The sequence below is a fragment of the Methylomonas sp. 2BW1-5-20 genome, from assembly GCF_052474515.1.
Map to the genome: position 1 here is coordinate 4023439 of NZ_CP184127.1, position 20522 is coordinate 4043960.

The window sequence follows — 20522 nt, forward strand, 5'->3', positions numbered from 1 at the left end:
GCCGCTCGGCAACTGCTCCTGCGTTGCCCTACCTCCTGTATCCAACAGTCGTATCGCGCCAACGTGACCTACGAAACTATCTGGGTATCTGATTACCCGATTTAGACGAATTTGTCTCAACTAACCGGTCATCGCGTTCACGTATCAGCCAATACGTTACACCCAGCACCAACGTCACCGCCGCCAGGGCCAATAATATGTCGGCGGAAGTTTTACCGAGATCCAGCACGATAAACTTACGCGCCAACGCCAGCAGCGCGATCAAGAGTACAACCTTGGTCTGGATGACGCTTTGCTCGCGAGTGACGACATATTGCAGAGTGTGATTAAACTCCAGCGCAATCAGCAAGGTCATGATTTCGCCGAACACCTGTTGAAATATTTCGTGGTCTAAGGGATTCAAGGCATCGAACACCAGTCCGCCGATGACATCGACGAATAATCTGAACAATGCGACGCTGACGACCAACATCACCAAAAAAGTCAGCGCAAACGCGACGCTGCTTTCGAAGCGTTGATAAAACGTCAATGCATTCCAATCCGTACTAAAAATTCGCCATCTGGATATTTTATTGTTCATACCATTTACTCCGTGATCTTCAAAAGATAAATGCAGTATATGAATATGCGCGAAAGTGGTTGCCGAGAGGTAGAATTTCAATAGTTCCGCCGTATCGGTTTTAGTTGCAAGTGGAATTAGGCATTATGGCGGGAAGCATTTAACCGATTTGGGTCAAAACAGATGAATAAACAGAGCAAAAACGCTGAATCGCTTTTAACAACCTGTAAAGGGGGTTATCTGTATCGGCATTGCAAATTAACCGGGTCCTTGCTTTTGGCGCTCGGTTTCGCAATGTTGCCAAGTTTGAGCTACGCCGATTTTGTGACCCATCCGCTAACCGACGCGCCTTCTCCAAAGCCATCGGAACCTGCAGCGCCGTCGGTGCCGGAAGCCGCCGAGACTAATCAGTCCAACCAACCGGAGATTGACTTTAACGAGCAATTCGGCGAGAAGAAATTGGGTACTTGCAGCATGAAATACAAGCTGGAGGGCTTTTCGCTGGCTTATAAACAATACGACGGTACCGGGGAAATCACTTGCCGCAACGGCCAAAAAGCCTTGGTCTCGCTATCTTCAAAAAGCATCGGTTTTACAATCGGTTATTCGGTCATAGAAGGCGAAGCCTATTTTACCGACGTTAAATATATCAGCGAGCTATTTGGCGATTATGTTTCGCTGGGCAATCACTTTGGATTTAAAAACTCGGTGGATAGGCAAGTATTGACTCGCGGCGAAATTTCCTTGGTTATGCTGGGCAGAGGAAAGGGGTTTGATATCGGCTTTACGATTGGGGATTTGTCAATCAAGCAACGTACCCGCTAATTTAAAAAAAGAGATTCAGATGGAAACTGAAATATCGCAGCTGCTGATAGCAGTATCTTTGGCGGCTGCGCTCGGCTACGCGGTTTGCGCTTGGCTGAACGGTAAGCGGCATCGCGAGTTGCAAAGTCAGTTGGAGCAGCAACAACAGCAACTTCAACAACAGGCGGTCAAATTGGCGGTGGCCGAGGAGCGGGTTTTGCTGTTGGCGCAAAAAGAATCCGAGTTGCAAGCGTTGCAACAGCAATTGTTGGATTTAAAGACCGAAAACGCCGACCTTAATGCTCGTCAGCAAGAACAACATAAAAGCAATGCCGAAAAAATCCGTCTACTACAAGATGCGGAAAATCAGTTAAAAACCCAGTTCGAGAATCTGGCGCATAAGATCTTCGAAGAACGCGGCAAGCAATTTACCGAACACAATAAGGTCAGCATCGAAAACCTGGTCGCACCGTTGAAGGAGCAACTCGGCGAATTCAAAAATCGCGTCGAAAGCGTTTACGACAACGAAACCAAGGATCGCATTTCCTTGCGCGAGGAAATCGTATCGCTGCGCCGCGATACCGCCAAAATGAATCAGGAAGCGCTCAATTTAACTCGCGCCCTAAAAGGTGATCATAAAACCCAAGGCAATTGGGGCGAGATGATTCTGGAGAAGGTGCTGGAACAATCCGGCCTGCGCAAAGGCATCGAATACGAAACCCAAGGCGCGTTTCGCGACGAAGACAATCGCTTGTTTAAACCCGATGTGATCGTGCGTTTGCCGGAGAGCAAGGATGTGATTATCGATTCCAAAGTCTCTCTGCTGGCTTACGAGCGCTATTGCTCGGCGGAAGACGATAACCAACGCATCGAAGCTTTGAAACAACATACCGAAGCAGTGCGCAATCACATCAAAGGTTTAAGCAACAAAGACTACTCAAGTTTGAAAGGTCTACGGTCACTGGACTTTGTGCTGCTGTTCATGCCGATCGAAGCGGCTTTCATGGCCGCTTTCCAAGCCGATGAAAAATTGTTTAACGACGCCTTCGAGCACAAAATCGTCGTCGTTACACCGACAACGCTATTGGCAACCTTGCGTACCGTACAAAACATCTGGCGTTACGAGCAGCAAAACGAAAATGCACGATTGATTGCCGACAAGGCCGGCAGTTTGTACGACAAGATCAGAGGTTTTGTCGAGGATATCGAAAGATTGGGCAATCAACTCAATACAGTACAGAAAACCTACGACGGTATCGTCAACAAACTCAGCAGCGGTAGCGGCAACTTGTTGCGACAAGCCAGCGTTTTAGAAGAGTTGGGGGTTAAGGTGAAAAAGAAGCTACCGAAGAGCCTCACCGAGCAAATGCAATCGGAAGATTAGCGTTAACCAGATCCGGCGAAGCCGCGTTATTCGCCTATCATGGTCGCAATAGTAATAATAACTTTATAAATATCTTTAGATTATTATTACTACTAAGGCTGAAAAATCTGTGGAAAACGCTGTTTATTAATTTTAATTCAAAGTCTTATTGAAAATTAACGCTGTTATACGTGAGGCTTTTTGCTTGTTTACAGACTGGGGATAATTCAAATCCGGTTTTTTGCAGACAACTTATCCACAAATTCCTAGCCGATCGACCAACAAGTTTTCAACAGAAACCGGTTTCTTGGACAGGCTTTTTTCCGGTGACACTCTCAACAGCTAAAAGGATAAGTGCCCGTCTACAAGCCCTGGATAGCGACGATCAGCTAGACTAAGCTGCAAACGCAGTACGCCGCCTTTGCTAAGTTTGTGATGCCGATGATAGGTGGTAGCATGCGGCGAGTTGAATCGCCTTGTATCCAAAGCCTAGCGGAGGCCGCCTCTATGAATCCAATCAATGCCGATGTTTTTAGTCAGCTGCATATCGACATCGCCCGCAATTCCACTGACGATTTCAATCTTTTTCACGATAGCCGGAAGTGGCAAAACATTCACGGCAATCCATATAGCGGCCCGATTACTCTGGGATTTCAATTGGAGTCTTTGATAGAAGGCAAGATTACCGACTATCGCCGGCAACGTGACGAAGAAAAATTGCTAGTTGAACACGGATTGAACTTCAGCAATTATCAATTTACCTTCGCCAATGCCATCAAGCCTGATCAGACTATAGAAGTGGATATCAAGGAATCGGTATTTAAGCACGAGCCCTCGCCCAGCCTAAGCAATCGGATCATCGTCAAGGCCGACGGTAAACTGGCTTTGAGCGGCTCAAAAAAAGAAACCGTGGAGCCAATGTTTTTGGGCCAGCCGGATTTGTCTCGGGTCGGCGAATTGAAAATCCAGCCCGACCGCTGTTTTCTACACAACGGCTATTTTTTAAAGCGTAAATTCATGATGACCAGCAATGCCAAGAATTTTCTATGTGCGTCGTTACGCGATCAAACCCAATATTTTGATGAATTGCAGGATAAAGTGATTTTTCCGGAGATGTTTCCCTGCGCTTTACTCTCCAGTGCGCTATTGGAAAAAGCCTTGAAATGGCTGCACGATTTCGAGCGCAACCCCATGGTTTATACTTCGCATAAAATTTCTGTCGACAGACAGTATTTGGCGCAATTGAAAAGTAACGATGCGTTGCATATTTTGATCAAACCGGCGGAAAACTCCGCCGCGCACGATTTCGGCGATTTGCACGCCACGCCGCTGGATTATGAGTGTTATGGTTTGATTAACAACAATAATGCCTTGCTGTTTAGAGCATTGATTTCGCTGGTGCCTTTGGAGTTGATCCGTAAGGCGATGACATAATTGCCGTAGGGTTAAATTGTGTCTGTATTCGAGGAGATAAAATGAAATATTTGCTGTTGATATTGTCGTTGCTGCTGACAGCCTGCGAGAAATCCGCGCCAACCGCGCCTGCTCCGCGTCCGGCTCTAGTGGTGACGGTTGGCGAACAGACTGCGGCGGCGCCCACTATCCTGGTCGGCGAAATACGCTCACGCTATGAAAGTGCCCAAGGGTTTCGTATCAACGGCAAAATTATCGAACGGAATGTCGATTTGGGGGCTGTCGTGGTAAAAGGCCAGCTGTTGGCGAAGCTGGATAGCATCGATACCGGTTTATCGACTCAGGCCGCCCAAGCGGAAGTGCGCGCGGCGGAAGCGGATCTGGCATTGGCGCAAGCCGAGTTGGATAGGCAACGCCAACTGCACGCCAGCAAGTTCATTTCCAATCAAGCTTTGGATATACAGGAAGCTCAATTTACTGCCGCCGCCGCGAGAGTCAAACAAACTAAAGCCCAGGCCGCCGTCACCGGTAATCAGTCGCGCTACACGCATTTATTGGCGGAACGGGATGGTGTGGTGACCGATATTCACGCTGAACCCGGTCAAGTGGTGGCGGCCGGCGAGGCTATTGTTCGTATTGCGGTACCGGACAATAAAGAAGTGGAGATAGCGGTACCGGAGTCGCGGATGATTGGTGTCGCGGTGGATGTGCCGGCCGAAATCCGCTTATGGGCCAATCCGAAAAAAGTATATCAAGGTAAGGTGCGGGAGGTGGCTCCCGCGGCCGACAGCACTACGCGTACTTTTCAAGTAAGGGTGGCTTTGCAGGATGCCGATGACTCGGTGAGGCTGGGCATGACGGCCGGCGTCTCTTTTTATCATCAAAACAGCACCGATTTTCTCTTGCCGACATCGGCATTAACGCAACGCGATGGGCAGACCGTGGTGTGGGTGGTCAATTCCGGCACAGGCGAGGTTCAGCCAAGAGCGGTGCAAGCCGGCGCTTTTCGCGAAGATGGCGTGTTGATCAATCAGGGCTTACAAAGCGGCGAGCAGGTGGTCGTGGTGGGGGTTCAGACTCTGGTACCAGGTCAGATCGTGCGGGCGACCCCATTGCGGAGCCGGCGATGAAATCGGGTTTTAACCTGTCCGAGTGGTCTTTGCGACACCCGGCATTGGTGCTGTATGCAATGATAACGCTGACCTTGGTCGGCATGTTTTCTTATACGCGTTTGGGTCAATCCGAAGATCCGCCGTTTACTTTTAAAATCATGGTTATCCGAACCGGTTGGCCGGGTGCGAGCGCTCAGGAAGTGGAGCGGCAAATATCCGATAAATTGGAAAAAAAACTGCAGGAAGTACCCTGGTTGGACTATCTGCGCAGTTATTCCCGACCCGGCGAGTCTTTAATCTTTCTTGCGGCTAAGGACTCCACGCCCGCGGATCAAGTCCCCGACGTTTTTTATCAAGCCCGCAAAAAAGTCGGCGATATCGCTTATACCCTGCCAACGGGTATCGAAGGGCCTACTTTTAATGACGAGTTTGGCGACGTGTACGGCAATCTGTATGCATTGACCGGCGACGGCTACGATTATGCGGACTTGAAACGCTATGCGGAAATAGTCCGGGGTGAGCTGTTGCGGGTAAACGATGTCGCCAAGGTCGATTTCTTCGGCGAACAGAAGCAACGCATTTATATCGATCTGTCTAATGCCAAGCTGGCAACTTTGGGTATAGATACCGGCACTTTGCTGCATACGCTGCAAGCGCAAAATTTGGTAACCGGCAGCGGTAACTTCGATGCCGTTGACGAACATATCCGGATTGAAGTATCCGGTCGCTACGACAGACTGGAACAATTGCGCGATGTGCGTTTGCGAGCCAATAACAACGAATTCAGACTTGGCGATGTCGCAAAAATCAGCCGGGGTTTTGAAGATCCGCCCAAGGACAGGGTCCGCTTTCAAGGGCGCGAGGCGTTGTTGATCGGCGTCTCGATGCGAAAAGGCGGGGATATTGTTAAATTGGGCCGCGATTTGAATTCGGCGGTGACTGCCACGCAAACGCAATTGCCTGTCGGTTTGGAATTGCATACCGTTTCGTCGCAGCCTAAGGCCGTACAGCGTTCAGTCAACGAGTTCGCCAAATCCTTGACCGAAGCAGTGGTGATCGTGTTAGGCGTTAGCCTATTGTCGCTGGGACTACGTACCGGAATCGTGGTGGCTATCAGTATCCCTGTCGTGCTGGCCGTTACCTTTTGGATCATGCATCTCTTTGGCGTCGGTTTACACAAGATTTCCTTGGGTGCGCTGATTTTGGCGCTCGGCTTGCTCGTGGACGATGCGATTATCGCCGTGGAAATGATGGCGTCGAAAATGGAACAAGGTTGGGATCGAACGCGCTCCGCAGCGTTTGCCTATACTTCGACTGCAATGCCGATGTTAAGCGGTACCTTGGTTACCGCGGCCGGATTTTTACCGATCGCCACGGCCGAGTCTTCGACAGGCGAATACACCCGCTCTATATTTCAAGTAGTGGTAATAGCGTTGTTGGTGTCCTGGTTGGCAGCGGTAATATTCGTACCTTATTTGGGTTATAGGCTATTGCCCGATCTTAGCAAGGGTGAGGTTCAGGCCTCTGCTTTGGCGCGATTTTGGGCAAGGTTACGGAACAAGCCGCAGCCCGAAAACATCAAAAACCATGCTCACGATTTGTACCAGACACCGTTTTATGTCCGCTTCCGACGACTGGTTGGGGCCTGCGTCACGCATCGTTGGTTGGTGATTTTGTTGACGGTGGCGATGTTCGCTGCCTCTATTTTTGCGTTTAAATTTGTCCAGCAACAATTCTTTCCCGACTCAACCCGTCCGGAACTGATCGTTGACTTGCGTTTGGCCGAGGGTGTTTCTTATGCGGCTACCGAATCCGAAGTCAAGAAACTCGAGGCTTGGCTGGATAAACAAAGCGGAATAGACAATTATGTGGCCTATGTCGGCAATGGTAGTCCACGCTTCTATTTACCGTTGGATCAGCAATTGCCGCAGCGGAGTTTTGCGCAGTTTGTAATCTTGACCAACGGTGCCAAGGAACGAGAACAGCTGCGCAGTAAAGTGATTTCATTATTCGAGCAGGATTTGCCAAGCCTGCGCGGCAGCGTGTTGCGGCTGGAAAACGGTCCACCGGTTGGCTTTCCGGTGCAATTTCGCGTGTCGGGCCCGGACGTATTGAACTTACGCGGCATTGCCCGCCAAGTGGCCGATGTCATGCGCGCCAATCCTCAGCTTTCCAATGTGCAGTTGGATTGGGAAGAGCCCGTTAAAGTTGTGCGTGTGAATGTCGAGCAATCCAAGGCTAGATTATTGGGAATCGGCTCGAATGATATCGCCAACATGATAAACGGCGCGCTCCAGGGCTTATATATTACCGAGTTTCGCGAAGGTATCGAGCGCATAGACTTATTGGTGCGCGGCGCGGAATCCGAACGCAAGCACTTATCGCATTTACAAAATTTGATGATACCTATTCCTGGGGGACGTAGCGTCCCGTTGTCGCAAATCGCCGAATTGGATTACGGTTTCGAGGAAGGCCTGATATGGCGGCGCAACCGTATCCCAACCGTCACGGTGCGGGCGAATCTGTATGGCGATATGCAAGCGCCGATGGTGTCTGCTCAAATAGAGGAAAAACTGGCCGATATCAAGCGCCAATTACCTACCGGGTATCGTTTGGAAACGGGCGGCGCGGTTGAAGAATCGGCTAAGGGCGGGGAATCGGTTGCGGCCGGCATGCCGTTGTTTTTCCTGACCGTATTGACGGTACTGATGATTCAATTACAAAGTTTTTCGCGGATGGCGCTGGTGCTGCTGACGGCGCCGCTCGGTTTGATCGGCGTTACCTTGTTTTTGCTGATTTTTCACCAACCGTTCGGGTTTGTTGCGATGCTGGGTACGATTGCGCTATCGGGAATGATCATGCGTAACTCGGTGATTTTGGTCGATCAGATTGATCAGGATAAGCAGGCCGGACGGTCCGATTTCGATGCGATAGTCGATTCCACCGTGCGCCGTTTCCGACCTATCGTACTGACTGCCGCTGCGGCGATATTGGCTATGATTCCTCTAACGCAGAGCGCTTTTTTCGGGCCCATGGCGGTAGCGATTATGGGCGGATTAACCGTCGCGACTTTGTTAACCTTACTATTTTTGCCAGCCTTGTACGCAGCTTGGTTTAAAGTCACCCGTTAAATTTAAGTACTCAACAGAGTCTGCGATTTGACTCTGTTGCCCACGCATCGATTCGGGTCCGATCAGTCTTGTATATCACCCCTTTAGTTGCACGGAGCTCCGCATCGCGTTGGGATGCCGATGCTTGTATCTAATAATTGAATATTGATATGCCTTTTAATCATTAAATTGCCGACTGACCATGCTGGCATAATAGAATCCTTTATCTGATTCTACGAAGTAAAAGGTAATTTGTTATGAATTTAATGTATACGGCATCCGGTTTTGTCGTGGGTATGCTGGTCGGTGTTACGGGTGTCGGCGGCGGTTCGCTGATGACGCCGCTGCTGGTGTTTTTGTTCGGCTTTAAACCGGCAGTCGCGGTAGGTACGGATTTACTGTATGCATCGATCACGAAAACCGCCGGGGTGTTCGTCCATCACGGCAAACACGGGTCGGTGGACTGGAAGATCGTCGGCTGGTTGGCTCTAGGCAGTTTGCCGTTTGCCGGCATAACGCTGTATGTATTGAGAAATCTGATGGCGGTTGGTAAGGAAGTGACCGGCGCAATTACCTTTACGCTGGGTGTCGCGTTATTACTGACCGCTTTTGCGCTACTGGTACGCAGTATTCTGTTGCGCAAGGCTGCCAAGGCGCAGTTGCTAGATGACGATCACAGCAACCAGGAAAATAGCGGCCGCTTTTCGCCGCGATGGGAAAAAGTGGCGACCATTGTTACCGGTGCCGTGTTAGGGGTATTGGTTACATTGTCCTCGGTTGGAGCGGGTGCGCTAGGTACTGTCGCCTTATTGTTTCTCTATCCCAGAATGACGACGCTAAAAATTGTCGGCACCGATTTGGCGCATGCGATTCCTTTAACCGCCGTGGCCGGCTTGGGACATTTGAGTCTGGGAAATTTCGATCTTGATTTGTTGATCAGTTTGTTGCTGGGGTCGGTGCCGGGGATCTGGATCGGCAGTCATTTGAGCGCCAAGATTCCGGAATATTTCTTACGTCCGGTGTTGGCAACCTTGCTGCTGGTGATAGGTGTTAAGTTCGTATTGCAATAGAACCGTGTTTAGCGGCTTGGGTTGAAGAAACCGTTCTCGGCAATGACGAGAACGGTTTTTTTTACTTTGACTATTTCGGCGCGCGTTTGCGTTCGTTTTCAGTCAATAATATTTTACGTAGACGAATTGATTTCGGCGTCACTTCGACCAGTTCATCATCGCTGATAAATTCCAAAGCTTGTTCCAGCGTCATTTTTTGAATTTTGGCGCAGGTCAAGCTGTCGTCGGTACCCGCGGCACGAATGTTGGTTAAAGGTTTTGGTTTGGTTGGGTTAACCACTAAATCACTGCTGCGTGAATGGATGCCGACTAACTGACCCTCGTAGATTTCATCACCATTAACCACTAGCAACTCGCCGCGAGCTTGCAGCGGATACAGCGAGTAATCGACCGCTTTACCCTTTGCCATGGAAATCAATACGCCACGTACGCGACTACCGACCGCGCCTTCTTTCACTGGACCATAATGGTCGAAGACGTGATAGAACAAGCCCGATCCTGAGGTTGCGGTCAGGAACTCGGTCTGGAAGCCCAATAAGCCGCGTGAAGGCACCACATATTCCAAGCGAATACGACCTTTACCATCGGGTACCATGTCTTTCAGGTCGCCTTTACGCTCGCCCAATTTTTCCATGATAGTGCCTTGATGTTGCTCTTCCACTTCAATCGTGACGTTTTCAAACGGTTCTTGTTTGACGCCATCGATTTCTTTAATGATAACTTGCGGGCGCGATACGCCGAGCTCGAAGCCCTCGCGGCGCATATTTTCGATCAAGACCGATAAATGCAATTCGCCGCGACCGGACACTTTAAACTTATCCGGATCGTCGGTGGTTTCAACACGCAAAGCGACGTTGTGCTGCAACTCTTTTTGTAAACGGTCGTAGATTTGGCGGGTGGTAATGAATTTACCTTCTCGACCGGCAAATGGCGAGTTATTGACTTGGAAAGTCATGCTGACAGTCGGCTCGTCAACCGATAGCGGCGGTAAGGCAACAACGTTATTAGGGTCGCATAAGGTTTCCGAAATTTTCAGGTTTTCAATCCCGCAGAAAGCAATAATGTCGCCGGCTTGCGCTGTTTCAACTTCAATGCGGTCCAAACCATGGAAACCGTAAAGTTTCAACATGCGGCCACTGCGGGTTTTGCCTTCGTTATCCACGATGGTTAACGGCATATTGCGGGTTACTTTACCGTGCTGAATACGACCGATACCGATAACACCGACATAGGAGTTGTAATCCAAGCTGATGACCTGCATTTGGAAGGGCGCATCAATCTCAACGGGTGGCGGTGCAACTTTATCGACAATCGTTTGAAACAGCGGTGTCATATCGCCACCGGAAACATCGGCTTCCAGTCCGGCAAATCCATTTAACGCCGAAGCATAAACAATCGGGAAATCCAGTTGCTCATCGGTTGCACCCAAGTTATCGAACAAATCGAAAGTCTGATCCACTACCCAATCAGGGCGGGCGCCAGGACGGTCTACTTTATTAATCACGACGATGGGTTTTAAACCCAAGGCAAAAGCTTTTTTTGTTACAAAACGGGTTTGCGGCATCGGGCCATCGACAGCATCAACCAATAACAAAACCGAATCTACCATCGACAATACCCGCTCGACTTCACCGCCGAAGTCGGCGTGACCGGGGGTGTCGACGATGTTGATGTGATAGCCGTTCCAGTCGATCGCGGTGTTCTTCGCCAAAATGGTAATGCCACGCTCTTTTTCAAGGGCGTTAGAGTCCATCACCCGTTCATCGACTTTGGTGTGGGCATCGAACGTGCCGGATTGTTGCAGGAGCTGATCGACCAATGTGGTTTTGCCATGGTCGACGTGGGCGATGATCGCGATGTTTCTGAGTTTTTCTATCACAATAATTTACTAGATGATTTTTTAAGGAACAGATAGGCCGGGTCGATTCTGCGAAGCGGCTAGGTTTAGTAACGGCTTACGGACTTGCGTGAGCCGATTAGTGAGGGGTTAACTTTGCTGCCAGGGCAAGCCATGGAAACGCCAGCCGCCGAGATTGCCGCGATGTTTGTTGTCATCCAGCGGGCCTTCGAAGCCTTCCAAAATGTTGATCAGGTGTTCATAACCAGCGGCTTCCAAGGCTTTGGCAGCGTCTACAGAGCGTTGTCCGCTGCGGCATAACAACAAAACCGGCGCCGATTTGTCGGGCGCATGCTGCCGCACTTGATCGACGAAACCGTTGTTTAATTGCATACCGGGAAACTCTTTCCAGGCAATATGAATTGCTTTGGGCGGGTGGCCGATAAAGCTGTGCTCGATGGCGGTTCTGACATCGATGAGTACGGCAGCCGGATTATCTTGTAATACAGCCCAGGATTGTTTGGGGTCTAGATTTTCTATCATTAATTTACCGCTTCATTTTTGCCCGATAAAACAGGCTTCGTTTCTATTGCCGAATCGCACATCGCCGAGTTTTGCGTATTCCTGGTAAAAAACCACGTTTAGAGGTTTGAACAGCCGCAATAATTCGTTGCTTGCCAGTAAGTAATCGGGATTGTTGGGGCCTTGTTGGTCAAGTTTGTTGCGGGTAAATGTTTGATAAAACAGCAGGCCGCCCGGTTTCAAGGCTGCCATTATCGCATTACACAGGGTTCGGTCAAGAAAACGACAGATGACAATCACATCGTAAGTCTGCAGCGGTAGCGTTTCGGTACCGATAAAACATTGGTGGGTAGTGATATGTAAGTCTTTATCGATGGCCGTTTGCTGCAGGATTTGTAGGGCGACGGCGGAAATATCCCAGGCGTCGACCTGCAAACCGCATTCAGCTAGGAATAATGCGTTACGTCCTTGTCCGCAGGCAAAATCCAGCGCCCTACCGGAATTGGGTAACAGGTATCGATGTTGGGTCAGAACTTCGGCTACCGTAGCCGGCGCTTCAGCTTTACTATAAATGCCATCCCATTTTCGTTGCAGATCGATCATGGATTCATGCCGATACGATGCGGCAGCCAGGCTTGGATAAATTCCAAAAACGAACGTACTTTGGCCGACATATATTTACGGTGCGGGTAAACGGCATATATTTCCAATGGCGAGATACCGTATTGCTCCATCACCACTTGCAAACGGCCTTGTTCAATATCGCGACCAACTATGTAACGCGGCAACATGATCAGGCCCAAACCGTTGACCGCGGCATTACGAATCGGGTCAGCCATATTGGCCTGCATCCTGCCGGTGACCGTGACGGTGCGCTCGCCGAGGATGCCCTTGAAGCGCCATTTATTGCGCGGCGGTATGGCCCAGTTGATCAGGCAGCTGTGGTCTTCAAGGTCTTCAGGGTCTTGTGGTGTGCCGTGCGATTTTAGATACTCCGGGGACGCGCACACCACCAAGGACGAACTGGCAAGTTTGCGAGCCACCAGACTGGTGTCGTTAAGTTGGCCCAAATAAATAGCCAGATCCACACCCTCATCAATCAAATCCACCTGTCCGCCTTTCAACACCATCTCTACCGAGAGATCGGGGTAGTTCTTAAGGTATTCGGTTAAACCCGGCGATATGTGGCTGGCGCCAATGACCGGCGGCGCCAAAATTTTCAGAGTGCCGCGCGGCTCCGTTTGCAGATGTGTGATCGCCGATTCCATTTCCGCGACGTCAAGTAGGACCTGTTGGCAACGTTCCAAATAGGCTTCGCCAGCTTCGGTTAAGCTTAAGCTGCGAGTGGTACGATTGAACAAGCGTGTGTTGAGTTCGCTCTCCAGCTGCATGATGTGTTTAGTGGCCATCGCTCTGGAGATATCCAGATCTTTGGCGGCGCCGGCAAAGCTGCCTGCCTTGGCGACGCGGACAAAGACATTCATGCTGGTTAATTTGTCCATGTTATCTCCAGGGGAGTAAAAAATTTATCAAAAGACGTTGACATTTTTATTGTTTCTAAATTGTATACAATTTATTTAATAAAAGCCTAATTGTAAACTTTTTTCTATCCTGTATAGTAGCCAGCAACTGATGAGCAAGCACGTTAAATTTTGTCAAGCACAAGATTTGAAAACAGAGGATTTGAGCACAAATGAGCGAATTTAAAAAAGATATTTTCGTTGGTGCTTTGTTGATTGCCGGTATATGGAACTTTATCTCCGGTCTGTTTGTAATTTCTACTGTGTTATTCGCTGCAACGTCGATGTTTAGCAATATGTCGATACCAAAACAGTTGAATAGCTGATCCACGAATTTGTAACTACCTCCTGGTGTTGTAATAACGAGCGGTAACCTCCTTCAAAGCACTCCGCTGGTTTTCTAGCCTCCCTCTGCGTAAGCACTGGGAGGTTTTTTTTTGCCTGTTTCGGCAACGTGCTATGATTTTGCAGCCCCATAACCTAGATAAATCAATGAGCGACGTTTTACAGCAATTAGCCTTGGTTCTTGAGCAGCGTAAGTTGCAAACCGCCGATCAATCCTATGTGGCGAGCTTGTACGCCAAAGGACTGGATCATATATTGAAAAAAATCGGCGAAGAAGCTACCGAGACGGTAATTGCCGCCAAAGACGGCGATAAGGATAAAATTATTTACGAGACAGCCGATCTTTGGTTTCACTGCATGGTCATGTTGGCGCAGCAGGAACTAGGGCCGGAACATGTGATCAATGAATTACAACGGCGCTTCGGCTTATCCGGTTTGCAGGAAAAAGCACAGCGCGATTCGTCCTGATGGTTAAATATAAGGAGTGAGAAATGGGTTTAAGTATCCCTCATCTATTAGTAGTATTGGTTATCGTGGTGTTGGTATTTGGTACCAAACGTCTGAAAAATGTCGGCGCCGATCTCGGCGAGGCGATCAAGGGTTTTCGCTCTGCGGTAAAGGAAGGCGGTGACGACAAAGCGATTGCTCGTAAAGAAGAAGAGCCGTTGGAAGGTGAAGTTACCCACAAAGAAAAAGATCAGGCTTAGTTCGTTATATGTTCGATGTCGGATTTTCAGAGTTATTGATGGTCGGTTTGGTAGCGTTGCTGGTTTTGGGGCCGGAAAAATTGCCGAAAGCGGCGCGACTGGCCGGATTGTGGGTAGGAAAAGCCCGTACTGTGTTAGCGACAGCCAAGGCTGAAATCAAGCAAGAGCTGCACGCGGAAGAAATGCGCCAGCTGATGCAACAGCAAAGCATAGCCGGCGAATTGGAGAAGGTTGTGCAAGAAACCCAATCGGCCCTTGACGATATTAATTTTAATGTTCAGGCGGCGACCGAAATCAATCAGGACGATGACAAAACACCAACCGCAGGATAACGAGCAGTCTTTTTTTAGCCATTTGGTCGAGCTGCGCGACCGCCTGTTGAAGGTAGTGTTGTGCGTGTTGCTGGTGTTTGTCGGTACCGCCAGTTATGCCAACGAAATCTACACCTATCTGGCCGAGCCTTTACTGCAGCATATGCCGAAAAACAGCACGATGATTGCCATCGATGTTGCCTCTCCGTTTTTCACGCCATTCAAACTGGCTTTTGTGGTGGCCGTATTTATTTCGATACCGGTCATCCTGTACCAGTTTTGGGGCTTTGTAGCGCCGGGTTTGTATCGTCACGAAAAGCTGATGGTGGCCCCTTTATTATTGGCTAGCACGCTGCTGTTTTACGGCGGCGCAGCATTCGCCTATTTTCTGGTATTCCCGTTAGTATTCGGTTATCTCACGTCGGCAGCCCCGGCTGGCGTGGCGGTGATGACCGATATCGCCACCTATCTGGATTTTGTGCTGGCAATGTTTTTCGCCTTCGGACTGTCGTTTGAAATTCCGATTTTCACCATCGTGCTGGTTTGGACCGGCATCATCACCCCGGAAACCCTGGCTGAAAAAAGGCCGTATGTGATTGTCGGCGTGTTTGTCATAGCGATGTTTTTGACGCCGCCCGACGCCTTATCGCAAACCCTGCTGGCCGTACCGATGTGGCTGTTGTTCGAATCCGGCTTGCTATTTTCAAGGCTTTTCGTCAAAAAAGAGCAGGCGGCCGAGGATAGTGAATAGTATCGCTCAGCGTTTCGCCAAGGTACGGGAGCAACTTCGTCAGGCCGAAATCGACGCGCAACGTCCATCTGGTAGCGTTCAACTGTTGGCCGTTAGTAAGACCAAGCCGGCGTCAGATATTGCCGCAGCCTACCGATTTGGTCAGCGCCATTTCGGCGAAAATTACTTACAAGAAGCGCTGAAAAAACAGCAGGAATTGGCGGCATTCAATATCAGCTGGCATTTCATCGGGCCGATTCAATCCAATAAAACCAAGCAGATAGCCCAGTATTTTTCCTGGGTACACAGCGTTGACCGCTTGAAAATAGCCGAGCGTCTAAGCGAGCAGCGTCCCGGTTATTTGCCGCTGCTAAATATCTGTTTGCAGGTTAATATCAGCGATGAAGTCAGCAAGTCCGGTATCGAGTTGGCCGATTTGCCGGTGCTGATCGAGCAAGTCGGCAAATTGCCTAACTTGCGTTTACGCGGGGTGATGGCAATTCCTGAGCCACAGCAGGATTATCAGGCGCAATGTCTGCCCTACCGCCGGCTTTATCAAGCAGTGCGGCAACTTGATCGTAGCGATCTAGATACCTTTTCGTTTGGGATGAGCGGCGATTTGCAAGCGGCGGTCGCCGAAGGTTCAACGTTGGTGCGGATAGGCACGGCGCTGTTCGGCGAGCGTCCTAGCCAATAATTTGTTTTTAATGGATAATGGCGGCTATTTTCCGATAAATCCCCATTTTTCAACGCGATGAAACAAAAGCTGGAAGCCCTTTTAGAACAAGCCGTTACAGCCCTTAAAACCCAAGGTATTCTCGAAAACGATTTTGTTGCGCAAATCAATTTAGAGCGCACCCGCGATGCGCAGTACGGCGATTTCGCCACCAATCTGGCGATGTTGCTGGCCAAGCCGGCCAAACTTAACCCTAGACAACTAGCCGAAAAAATCGTCACCGCTCTACCGAGCGATGCGCTGATCAGCAAGGTTGACATAGCCGGTCCCGGATTTATCAATTTCTTTATCAATCCCGATAGCCAGTTCCAGATTGTCAAACAGATACTCGATGTCGGGTCGGAGTTCGGTTTAAGCAAGATCGGCGCCGGCAAACGCGTCCAAGTCGAATTTGTTTCCGCCAATCCCACCGGGCCTTTGCATGTCGGCCATGGCCGCGGCGCCGCTTACGGTTCGGCGGTAGCGGATTTGTTGGCCGCGGCCGGGTTTCAGGTTGAACGCGAATATTACGTCAACGATGCTGGCCGGCAGATGGACATTCTGGCTACCAGTGTTTGGTTGCGGTATCTGGAAGCCTGCGACGAGGTGTTGCCTTTTCCGAGTAACGGCTATCGCGGCGAATATGTCCGTGAAATTTCCGCGAATTTGCATAAGAAAGCCGGTGACGCCTACCGCCGCGCCGCCGCGCTAGTGATGGCGGATTTGCCCGCCGACGAGCCACAGGGCGGCGACAAGGAAAAACATATCGATGCGTTGATCGACAGAGCCAAAACCTTGCTCGGCGAGGCCTACAAGGAAGTATTTCAAGCCGGTCTGGACGAAATCCTGGACGACATCAAGGATGACTTGGCCGAATTTGGTGTCAGCTATCAACAGTGGTTTTCCGAGCGTTCGCTGATGGAAGATCATTCTGTCGAACAAGCCCTAGAGCGCCTGGATGCGGCCGGGTATCTTTACCAGCAGGAAGGTGCCACCTGGTTTGCCTCCAGCCGTTTGGGCGACGAAAAAGATAGAGTCGTGGTGCGCGATAACGGTCAGACGACCTATTTTGCTTCCGATATTGCCTATCACATGAACAAGCTGGATCGCGGCTTCGATCAAATCGTCAATATTTGGGGTGCCGATCACCACGGCTATATTCCACGGGTGAAAGCGGCGATGCAGGCCTTGGGCGCCGACGACGCCAAGCTGAAAGTATTGCTGGTGCAATTTGCGATCCTGTATCGCGGCGACGAAAAAGTGCAAATGTCGACCCGCTCAGGCGAGTTTGTAACCTTAAGACAGCTACGCAACGAAGTCGGTAGAGATGCATGCCGCTTCTTTTACGTGATGCGTAAATCCGAGCAACATATGGATTTCGATTTGAAGCTGGCCACCTCCAGAAGCAACGAAAACCCGGTGTATTACGTGCAATACGCGCATGCCAGGGTTTGCAGCGTGTTACGCCAGCTCGACGAAAAAGGCCGGCAGCGCAATCCGTATTTGGGAATGGAAAATCTGAATCTATTGACCGAAGAGCAGGAAACCGCGTTATTGACTACACTTTCCAAGTACCCGGAAGCTTTGGAACGTGCTGCAGTGAATTACGAACCGCATCAACTGATTCATTATCTGCGTGAATTGGCCAATCAGTTCCACAGTTATTACAACGCGCATCAGTTTTTGGTAGACGACGACAAGCTTTGCAACGCCCGCATCAATTTGATTTGCGCGGTGAAACAGGTGTTGGTCAATGCTCTTTCGCTATTAAAAATTAATACACCTGAAGCGATGTAATGGCCAGAGACTATAAGCACCGCGTTCAAAGCCCCAGTTACGCTAATAGCCGCAGAAAACCGAAAAAGTCTTCGGTAGCGCTGTGGCGTTGGTTGCTGGTCATCGTGCTGATTGTGGCTTTTGGGGTGTTTCTGAATATGATCCGGCAGATGGTGCCTGAGTTGGTGGCTGGCAAACCTGGAGTGGAAATACCGCAGGTAGCCGAAAAGCTGAAACAGGAAATACCGGTAAAACCGCAAGTGGTTGCCGCAGCGGAAAAATCGACCGAGTCTGAAAAGCCGGCCGAACCGCAACAACCGGCGGAGCCTGAAGAACCGCGCTACGACTTTTATACCATCCTGCCGCAGGCGGAAGTGGTGGTTCCCGATTACGAAATTAAAACCAGGGTTCGCGAGCAACTGGTGGGTAAAACGAAAGCCGCCAAATACATCATGCAAGCGGGTTCTTTCCGCGAAGCCTCTGAAGCCGAGCGCCATAAAGCCAAACTGGCGTTATTGGGTATAGAGTCGCGCGTCGAGAAAGCCAAGGTTGGCAATGTGATTTGGCATCGCGTCAAAGTGGGGCCTTACGATAACCCGGCCAGTGTCTCCACGATCAAGGAATTGTTACAGAAGAACGGTATCGGCGTGATTGTTACCGAGAGCGGCCAATAAGTGCTTAATTGATCCGGTGTTTGGTCCTAGGATCCCCAGCTCAAGCAATACGGTAGCGTAAATTCGTTTCAGTGGGCGCCGATAGTAATTTAGATTGACTCGTTTGCTGTTTTAAGCTCTGATAACTTAGATAATTTCGACAGGAGAGGACCTATGATTAACAAAAAAACAATGGCGCTGATGTTTTTGGCGTTGACTATTCTAAGTGGTTGTCACCGCTTTTCCCGCCCGGAAAACAATGACGACAATTTGGTTGAAGTAAGCTACGACGTTGTTAATCAACTTATTCTCGATTTGAGACAACCTTTGCCCATTGGCAGTCTGGTCGTTATCAATTCCCTGGTCAATGTCGATGATCTAGAACAAAACTTGGCGTTTGGCCGAATAGTCTCCGATCAGATTTCCTCGGCTTTCCATCGCTCCGGTTACCGGGTGATGGGGATGGAATTACCGACCGAAATTTTTGCAAAAAACGAAACCGGCATCCTGCAACTGCCTGAAAAAACCAAGGAAGCGCTGAATAATGTCGGCGCCAAAGCGGTGGTGATCGGCTCGTATGCACCCGGTTACAATAATGTCTACGTATCTTTACGGGTGGTCGATATCGCCAGCCAAAATGTGATTTCTTCCGCTGACTATTCCGTGTCGATGGGGCCTGACGCTAAAGTTTTGGTTAAAAAACCCCAACCGAAGCAATAACGCCTTTCCTTAAAGCGGATTGCCGAAAGACAATCCGCTTAAATGCCCAGGCTGGTCGGGCGTTGTTTGGGAAAATGACTGGGTTGATGGCGTATCGATGGCGCTCTCCCCTGTTTCAGATCAAATCTGCTTTGCGGTTTATATTCCGCGTCTATATTAAACCCGTCCGGGCCAGCGCGTTTTCCGCCGAAGTTTTACCCAATATGTTCCCAGGCCATGTCCTTCTGTAAAAACTCGGTTATTGCCGGCTTCGAATCGAAGTTGCCGTACGCCAATAACAATTTGGCGTAGGCGGCTTCCAACGATATATTCCAGATCATTTCCGCGCCGCAATCCAGCAGCTCCCGAGTAGAGGCATACGCGCTTTCGGAAAACAGTGCCGGCGCTAGATAAATTTTGATGCCCCGCCCGGCGCAGCGTTTGACGAACTCGACCAAACTGTACTGCTCACCCACCGCATCAGATGCGCAAGCGGTGCCGGAATGATAAAGGTCGTGTAGCACTGCATCGACGGTGTCGAGATTGTATGCAGAGTAATCCAGGCCGGGATAAGGTCTGGTCAACAATATTCGTTTGGAAAAGTCTGGTCTAAGCGCAATCGATGCGCGCTCGCTTAGCGCCGGATTTTGTAGGGATTGGAACCGTCCGTTCTCGAAGCACATCCATGCCTGCGACTGCACGCTGATGAAATCGCTACTTAACGGCAGGCAGGATGACAAGCGGCTGCCCAGATGAATCTGCATCGTTTGCCCCGGATTTCGATAAGGCACAAACACGCCGGCCAGACCGAGTTGGCGGATAAATTCCACCGCGCAGAGAAAGTTCGCCAGGCCGTTGGCCTGCGGGTTATCAAGCGGCAGATCGCTGGAAACCAGAAGCAGCGGAATCGACAGGCTATTGAAATACAGACTCAGTGCGGCGGCGCTAAATGCAAGAGTGTCGGTGCCATGGGTGACGATGATGCCGTCGAAGCGGCTTAAATCCTCGGCTTCGATGCTGGCGATAATTCCCGGCCAGTGGCTGGGGTGCAGATTTTCGCTAAGAATTTGCACGGGTTGCAAGGACTTGAAGTTTACCGAGCCGGGATCGTCGGCTTGCGTCGCAAAGCACTGCAATAGCTTAAAGCCGGCGTTGCAGTCGGTATTAATGGTGTCGCCACTAAGCTGAGAGCCTATGGTACCGCCGGTAAAAATCAGCAGGATGTTTTTCGGCATAAAGGATGGTTTCTAGTATGATGTTTCGCCAATAATAAGGC

21 protein-coding genes are annotated in these 20522 nt (G+C 50.0%); 15 read left to right on the forward strand and 6 right to left on the reverse strand.

Annotation, left to right across the window (positions count from 1 at the left end; translation table 11 throughout):
- Positions 1-76: 76 nt before the first annotated feature.
- Positions 77-580: a phosphate-starvation-inducible PsiE family protein gene (locus tag ACH50O_RS18540; protein ID WP_446809228.1), complete on the reverse strand. Its 504-nt coding sequence runs from the start codon at positions 578-580 to the stop codon at positions 77-79.
- A 273-nt stretch (positions 581-853) separates the two neighbouring features.
- Between ACH50O_RS18540 and ACH50O_RS18545 the strand changes: the two genes are divergently transcribed.
- From ACH50O_RS18545 to ACH50O_RS18570, 6 genes are all read left to right on the forward strand, one after another.
- A complete protein-coding gene (locus ACH50O_RS18545; RefSeq protein ID WP_446809229.1) occupies positions 854-1384 on the forward strand; it encodes a hypothetical protein in 531 nt (176 codons plus the stop codon).
- Positions 1385-1403: 19 nt separating this feature from the next.
- Positions 1404-2747, forward strand: coding sequence for a DNA recombination protein RmuC (locus ACH50O_RS18550; protein WP_446809230.1), 1344 nt, complete (start codon positions 1404-1406; stop codon positions 2745-2747).
- A 486-nt stretch (positions 2748-3233) separates the two neighbouring features.
- Complete coding sequence (locus ACH50O_RS18555) at positions 3234-4160, forward strand: hypothetical protein (protein ID WP_446809231.1); 927 nt, start codon at positions 3234-3236, stop codon at positions 4158-4160.
- Between the two features lie 41 nt (positions 4161-4201).
- Positions 4202-5269: an efflux RND transporter periplasmic adaptor subunit gene (locus tag ACH50O_RS18560; RefSeq protein ID WP_446809232.1), complete on the forward strand. Its 1068-nt coding sequence runs from the start codon at positions 4202-4204 to the stop codon at positions 5267-5269.
- Positions 5266-8382, forward strand: coding sequence for an efflux RND transporter permease subunit (locus ACH50O_RS18565; RefSeq protein ID WP_446809233.1), 3117 nt, complete (start codon positions 5266-5268; stop codon positions 8380-8382). Before ACH50O_RS18560 ends, ACH50O_RS18565 begins: the two co-directional genes overlap by 4 nt.
- 236 nt (positions 8383-8618) lie before the next feature.
- Entirely contained in the window at positions 8619-9431 is an 813-nt protein-coding gene (locus ACH50O_RS18570) for a sulfite exporter TauE/SafE family protein (RefSeq protein ID WP_446809234.1), read from the forward strand.
- A 70-nt stretch (positions 9432-9501) separates the two neighbouring features.
- Here the strand turns inward: ACH50O_RS18570 and typA are convergent, their stop codons facing one another.
- The 4 genes from typA to ACH50O_RS18590 all read right to left on the reverse strand — a co-directional run bounded on the left by typA (position 9502) and on the right by ACH50O_RS18590 (position 13292).
- Positions 9502-11310: a translational GTPase TypA gene (gene typA / locus ACH50O_RS18575; protein ID WP_446809235.1), complete on the reverse strand. Its 1809-nt coding sequence runs from the start codon at positions 11308-11310 to the stop codon at positions 9502-9504.
- A gap of 108 nt (positions 11311-11418) precedes the next feature.
- Positions 11419-11811: a rhodanese-like domain-containing protein gene (locus ACH50O_RS18580; RefSeq protein ID WP_446809236.1), complete on the reverse strand. Its 393-nt coding sequence runs from the start codon at positions 11809-11811 to the stop codon at positions 11419-11421.
- Positions 11812-11823: 12 nt separating this feature from the next.
- Positions 11824-12393, reverse strand: coding sequence for a class I SAM-dependent methyltransferase (locus tag ACH50O_RS18585; RefSeq protein WP_446809237.1), 570 nt, complete (start codon positions 12391-12393; stop codon positions 11824-11826).
- Complete coding sequence (locus ACH50O_RS18590) at positions 12390-13292, reverse strand: LysR family transcriptional regulator (RefSeq protein WP_446809238.1); 903 nt, start codon at positions 13290-13292, stop codon at positions 12390-12392. Before ACH50O_RS18590 ends, ACH50O_RS18585 begins: the two co-directional genes overlap by 4 nt.
- 191 nt (positions 13293-13483) lie before the next feature.
- Here ACH50O_RS18590 and ACH50O_RS18595 point away from each other — a divergent pair, with 191 nt between their 5' ends.
- The 9 genes from ACH50O_RS18595 (at position 13484) to ACH50O_RS18635 (ending at position 19267) form a co-directional block, all read left to right on the forward strand.
- A complete protein-coding gene (locus tag ACH50O_RS18595; protein WP_446809239.1) occupies positions 13484-13636 on the forward strand; it encodes a hypothetical protein in 153 nt (50 codons plus the stop codon).
- Positions 13637-13802: 166 nt separating this feature from the next.
- A complete protein-coding gene (locus ACH50O_RS18600) occupies positions 13803-14123 on the forward strand; it encodes a phosphoribosyl-ATP diphosphatase (protein WP_446809240.1) in 321 nt (106 codons plus the stop codon).
- Between the two features lie 23 nt (positions 14124-14146).
- Positions 14147-14362 carry a Sec-independent protein translocase subunit TatA gene (tatA, locus tag ACH50O_RS18605; RefSeq protein ID WP_446809241.1) on the forward strand — a complete coding sequence of 72 codons (216 nt, stop codon included), beginning with the start codon at positions 14147-14149 and terminating at the stop codon, positions 14360-14362.
- Positions 14363-14370: 8 nt separating this feature from the next.
- Positions 14371-14694, forward strand: a complete 324-nt coding sequence (tatB, locus tag ACH50O_RS18610) for a Sec-independent protein translocase protein TatB (protein ID WP_446809242.1) — start codon at positions 14371-14373, stop codon at positions 14692-14694.
- A complete protein-coding gene (tatC, locus tag ACH50O_RS18615) occupies positions 14669-15424 on the forward strand; it encodes a twin-arginine translocase subunit TatC (RefSeq protein ID WP_446809243.1) in 756 nt (251 codons plus the stop codon). The genes tatB and tatC overlap by 26 nt, the downstream gene beginning before the upstream one ends.
- Entirely contained in the window at positions 15417-16100 is a 684-nt protein-coding gene (locus ACH50O_RS18620) for a YggS family pyridoxal phosphate-dependent enzyme (RefSeq protein ID WP_446809244.1), read from the forward strand. Before tatC ends, ACH50O_RS18620 begins: the two co-directional genes overlap by 8 nt.
- Positions 16101-16157: 57 nt before the next feature.
- A complete protein-coding gene (argS, locus tag ACH50O_RS18625; protein WP_446809245.1) occupies positions 16158-17915 on the forward strand; it encodes an arginine--tRNA ligase in 1758 nt (585 codons plus the stop codon).
- Positions 17915-18568 (forward strand): SPOR domain-containing protein, encoded by a 654-nt coding sequence (locus ACH50O_RS18630; RefSeq protein ID WP_446809246.1) that lies wholly within the window; start codon positions 17915-17917, stop codon positions 18566-18568. Before argS ends, ACH50O_RS18630 begins: the two co-directional genes overlap by 1 nt.
- Positions 18569-18721: 153 nt before the next feature.
- Entirely contained in the window at positions 18722-19267 is a 546-nt protein-coding gene (locus ACH50O_RS18635) for a FlgO family outer membrane protein (RefSeq protein WP_446809247.1), read from the forward strand.
- A 194-nt stretch (positions 19268-19461) separates the two neighbouring features.
- Here the strand turns inward: ACH50O_RS18635 and ACH50O_RS18640 are convergent, their stop codons facing one another.
- Entirely contained in the window at positions 19462-20481 is a 1020-nt protein-coding gene (locus ACH50O_RS18640) for an asparaginase (protein ID WP_446809248.1), read from the reverse strand.
- Positions 20482-20522 lie beyond the last annotated feature (41 nt).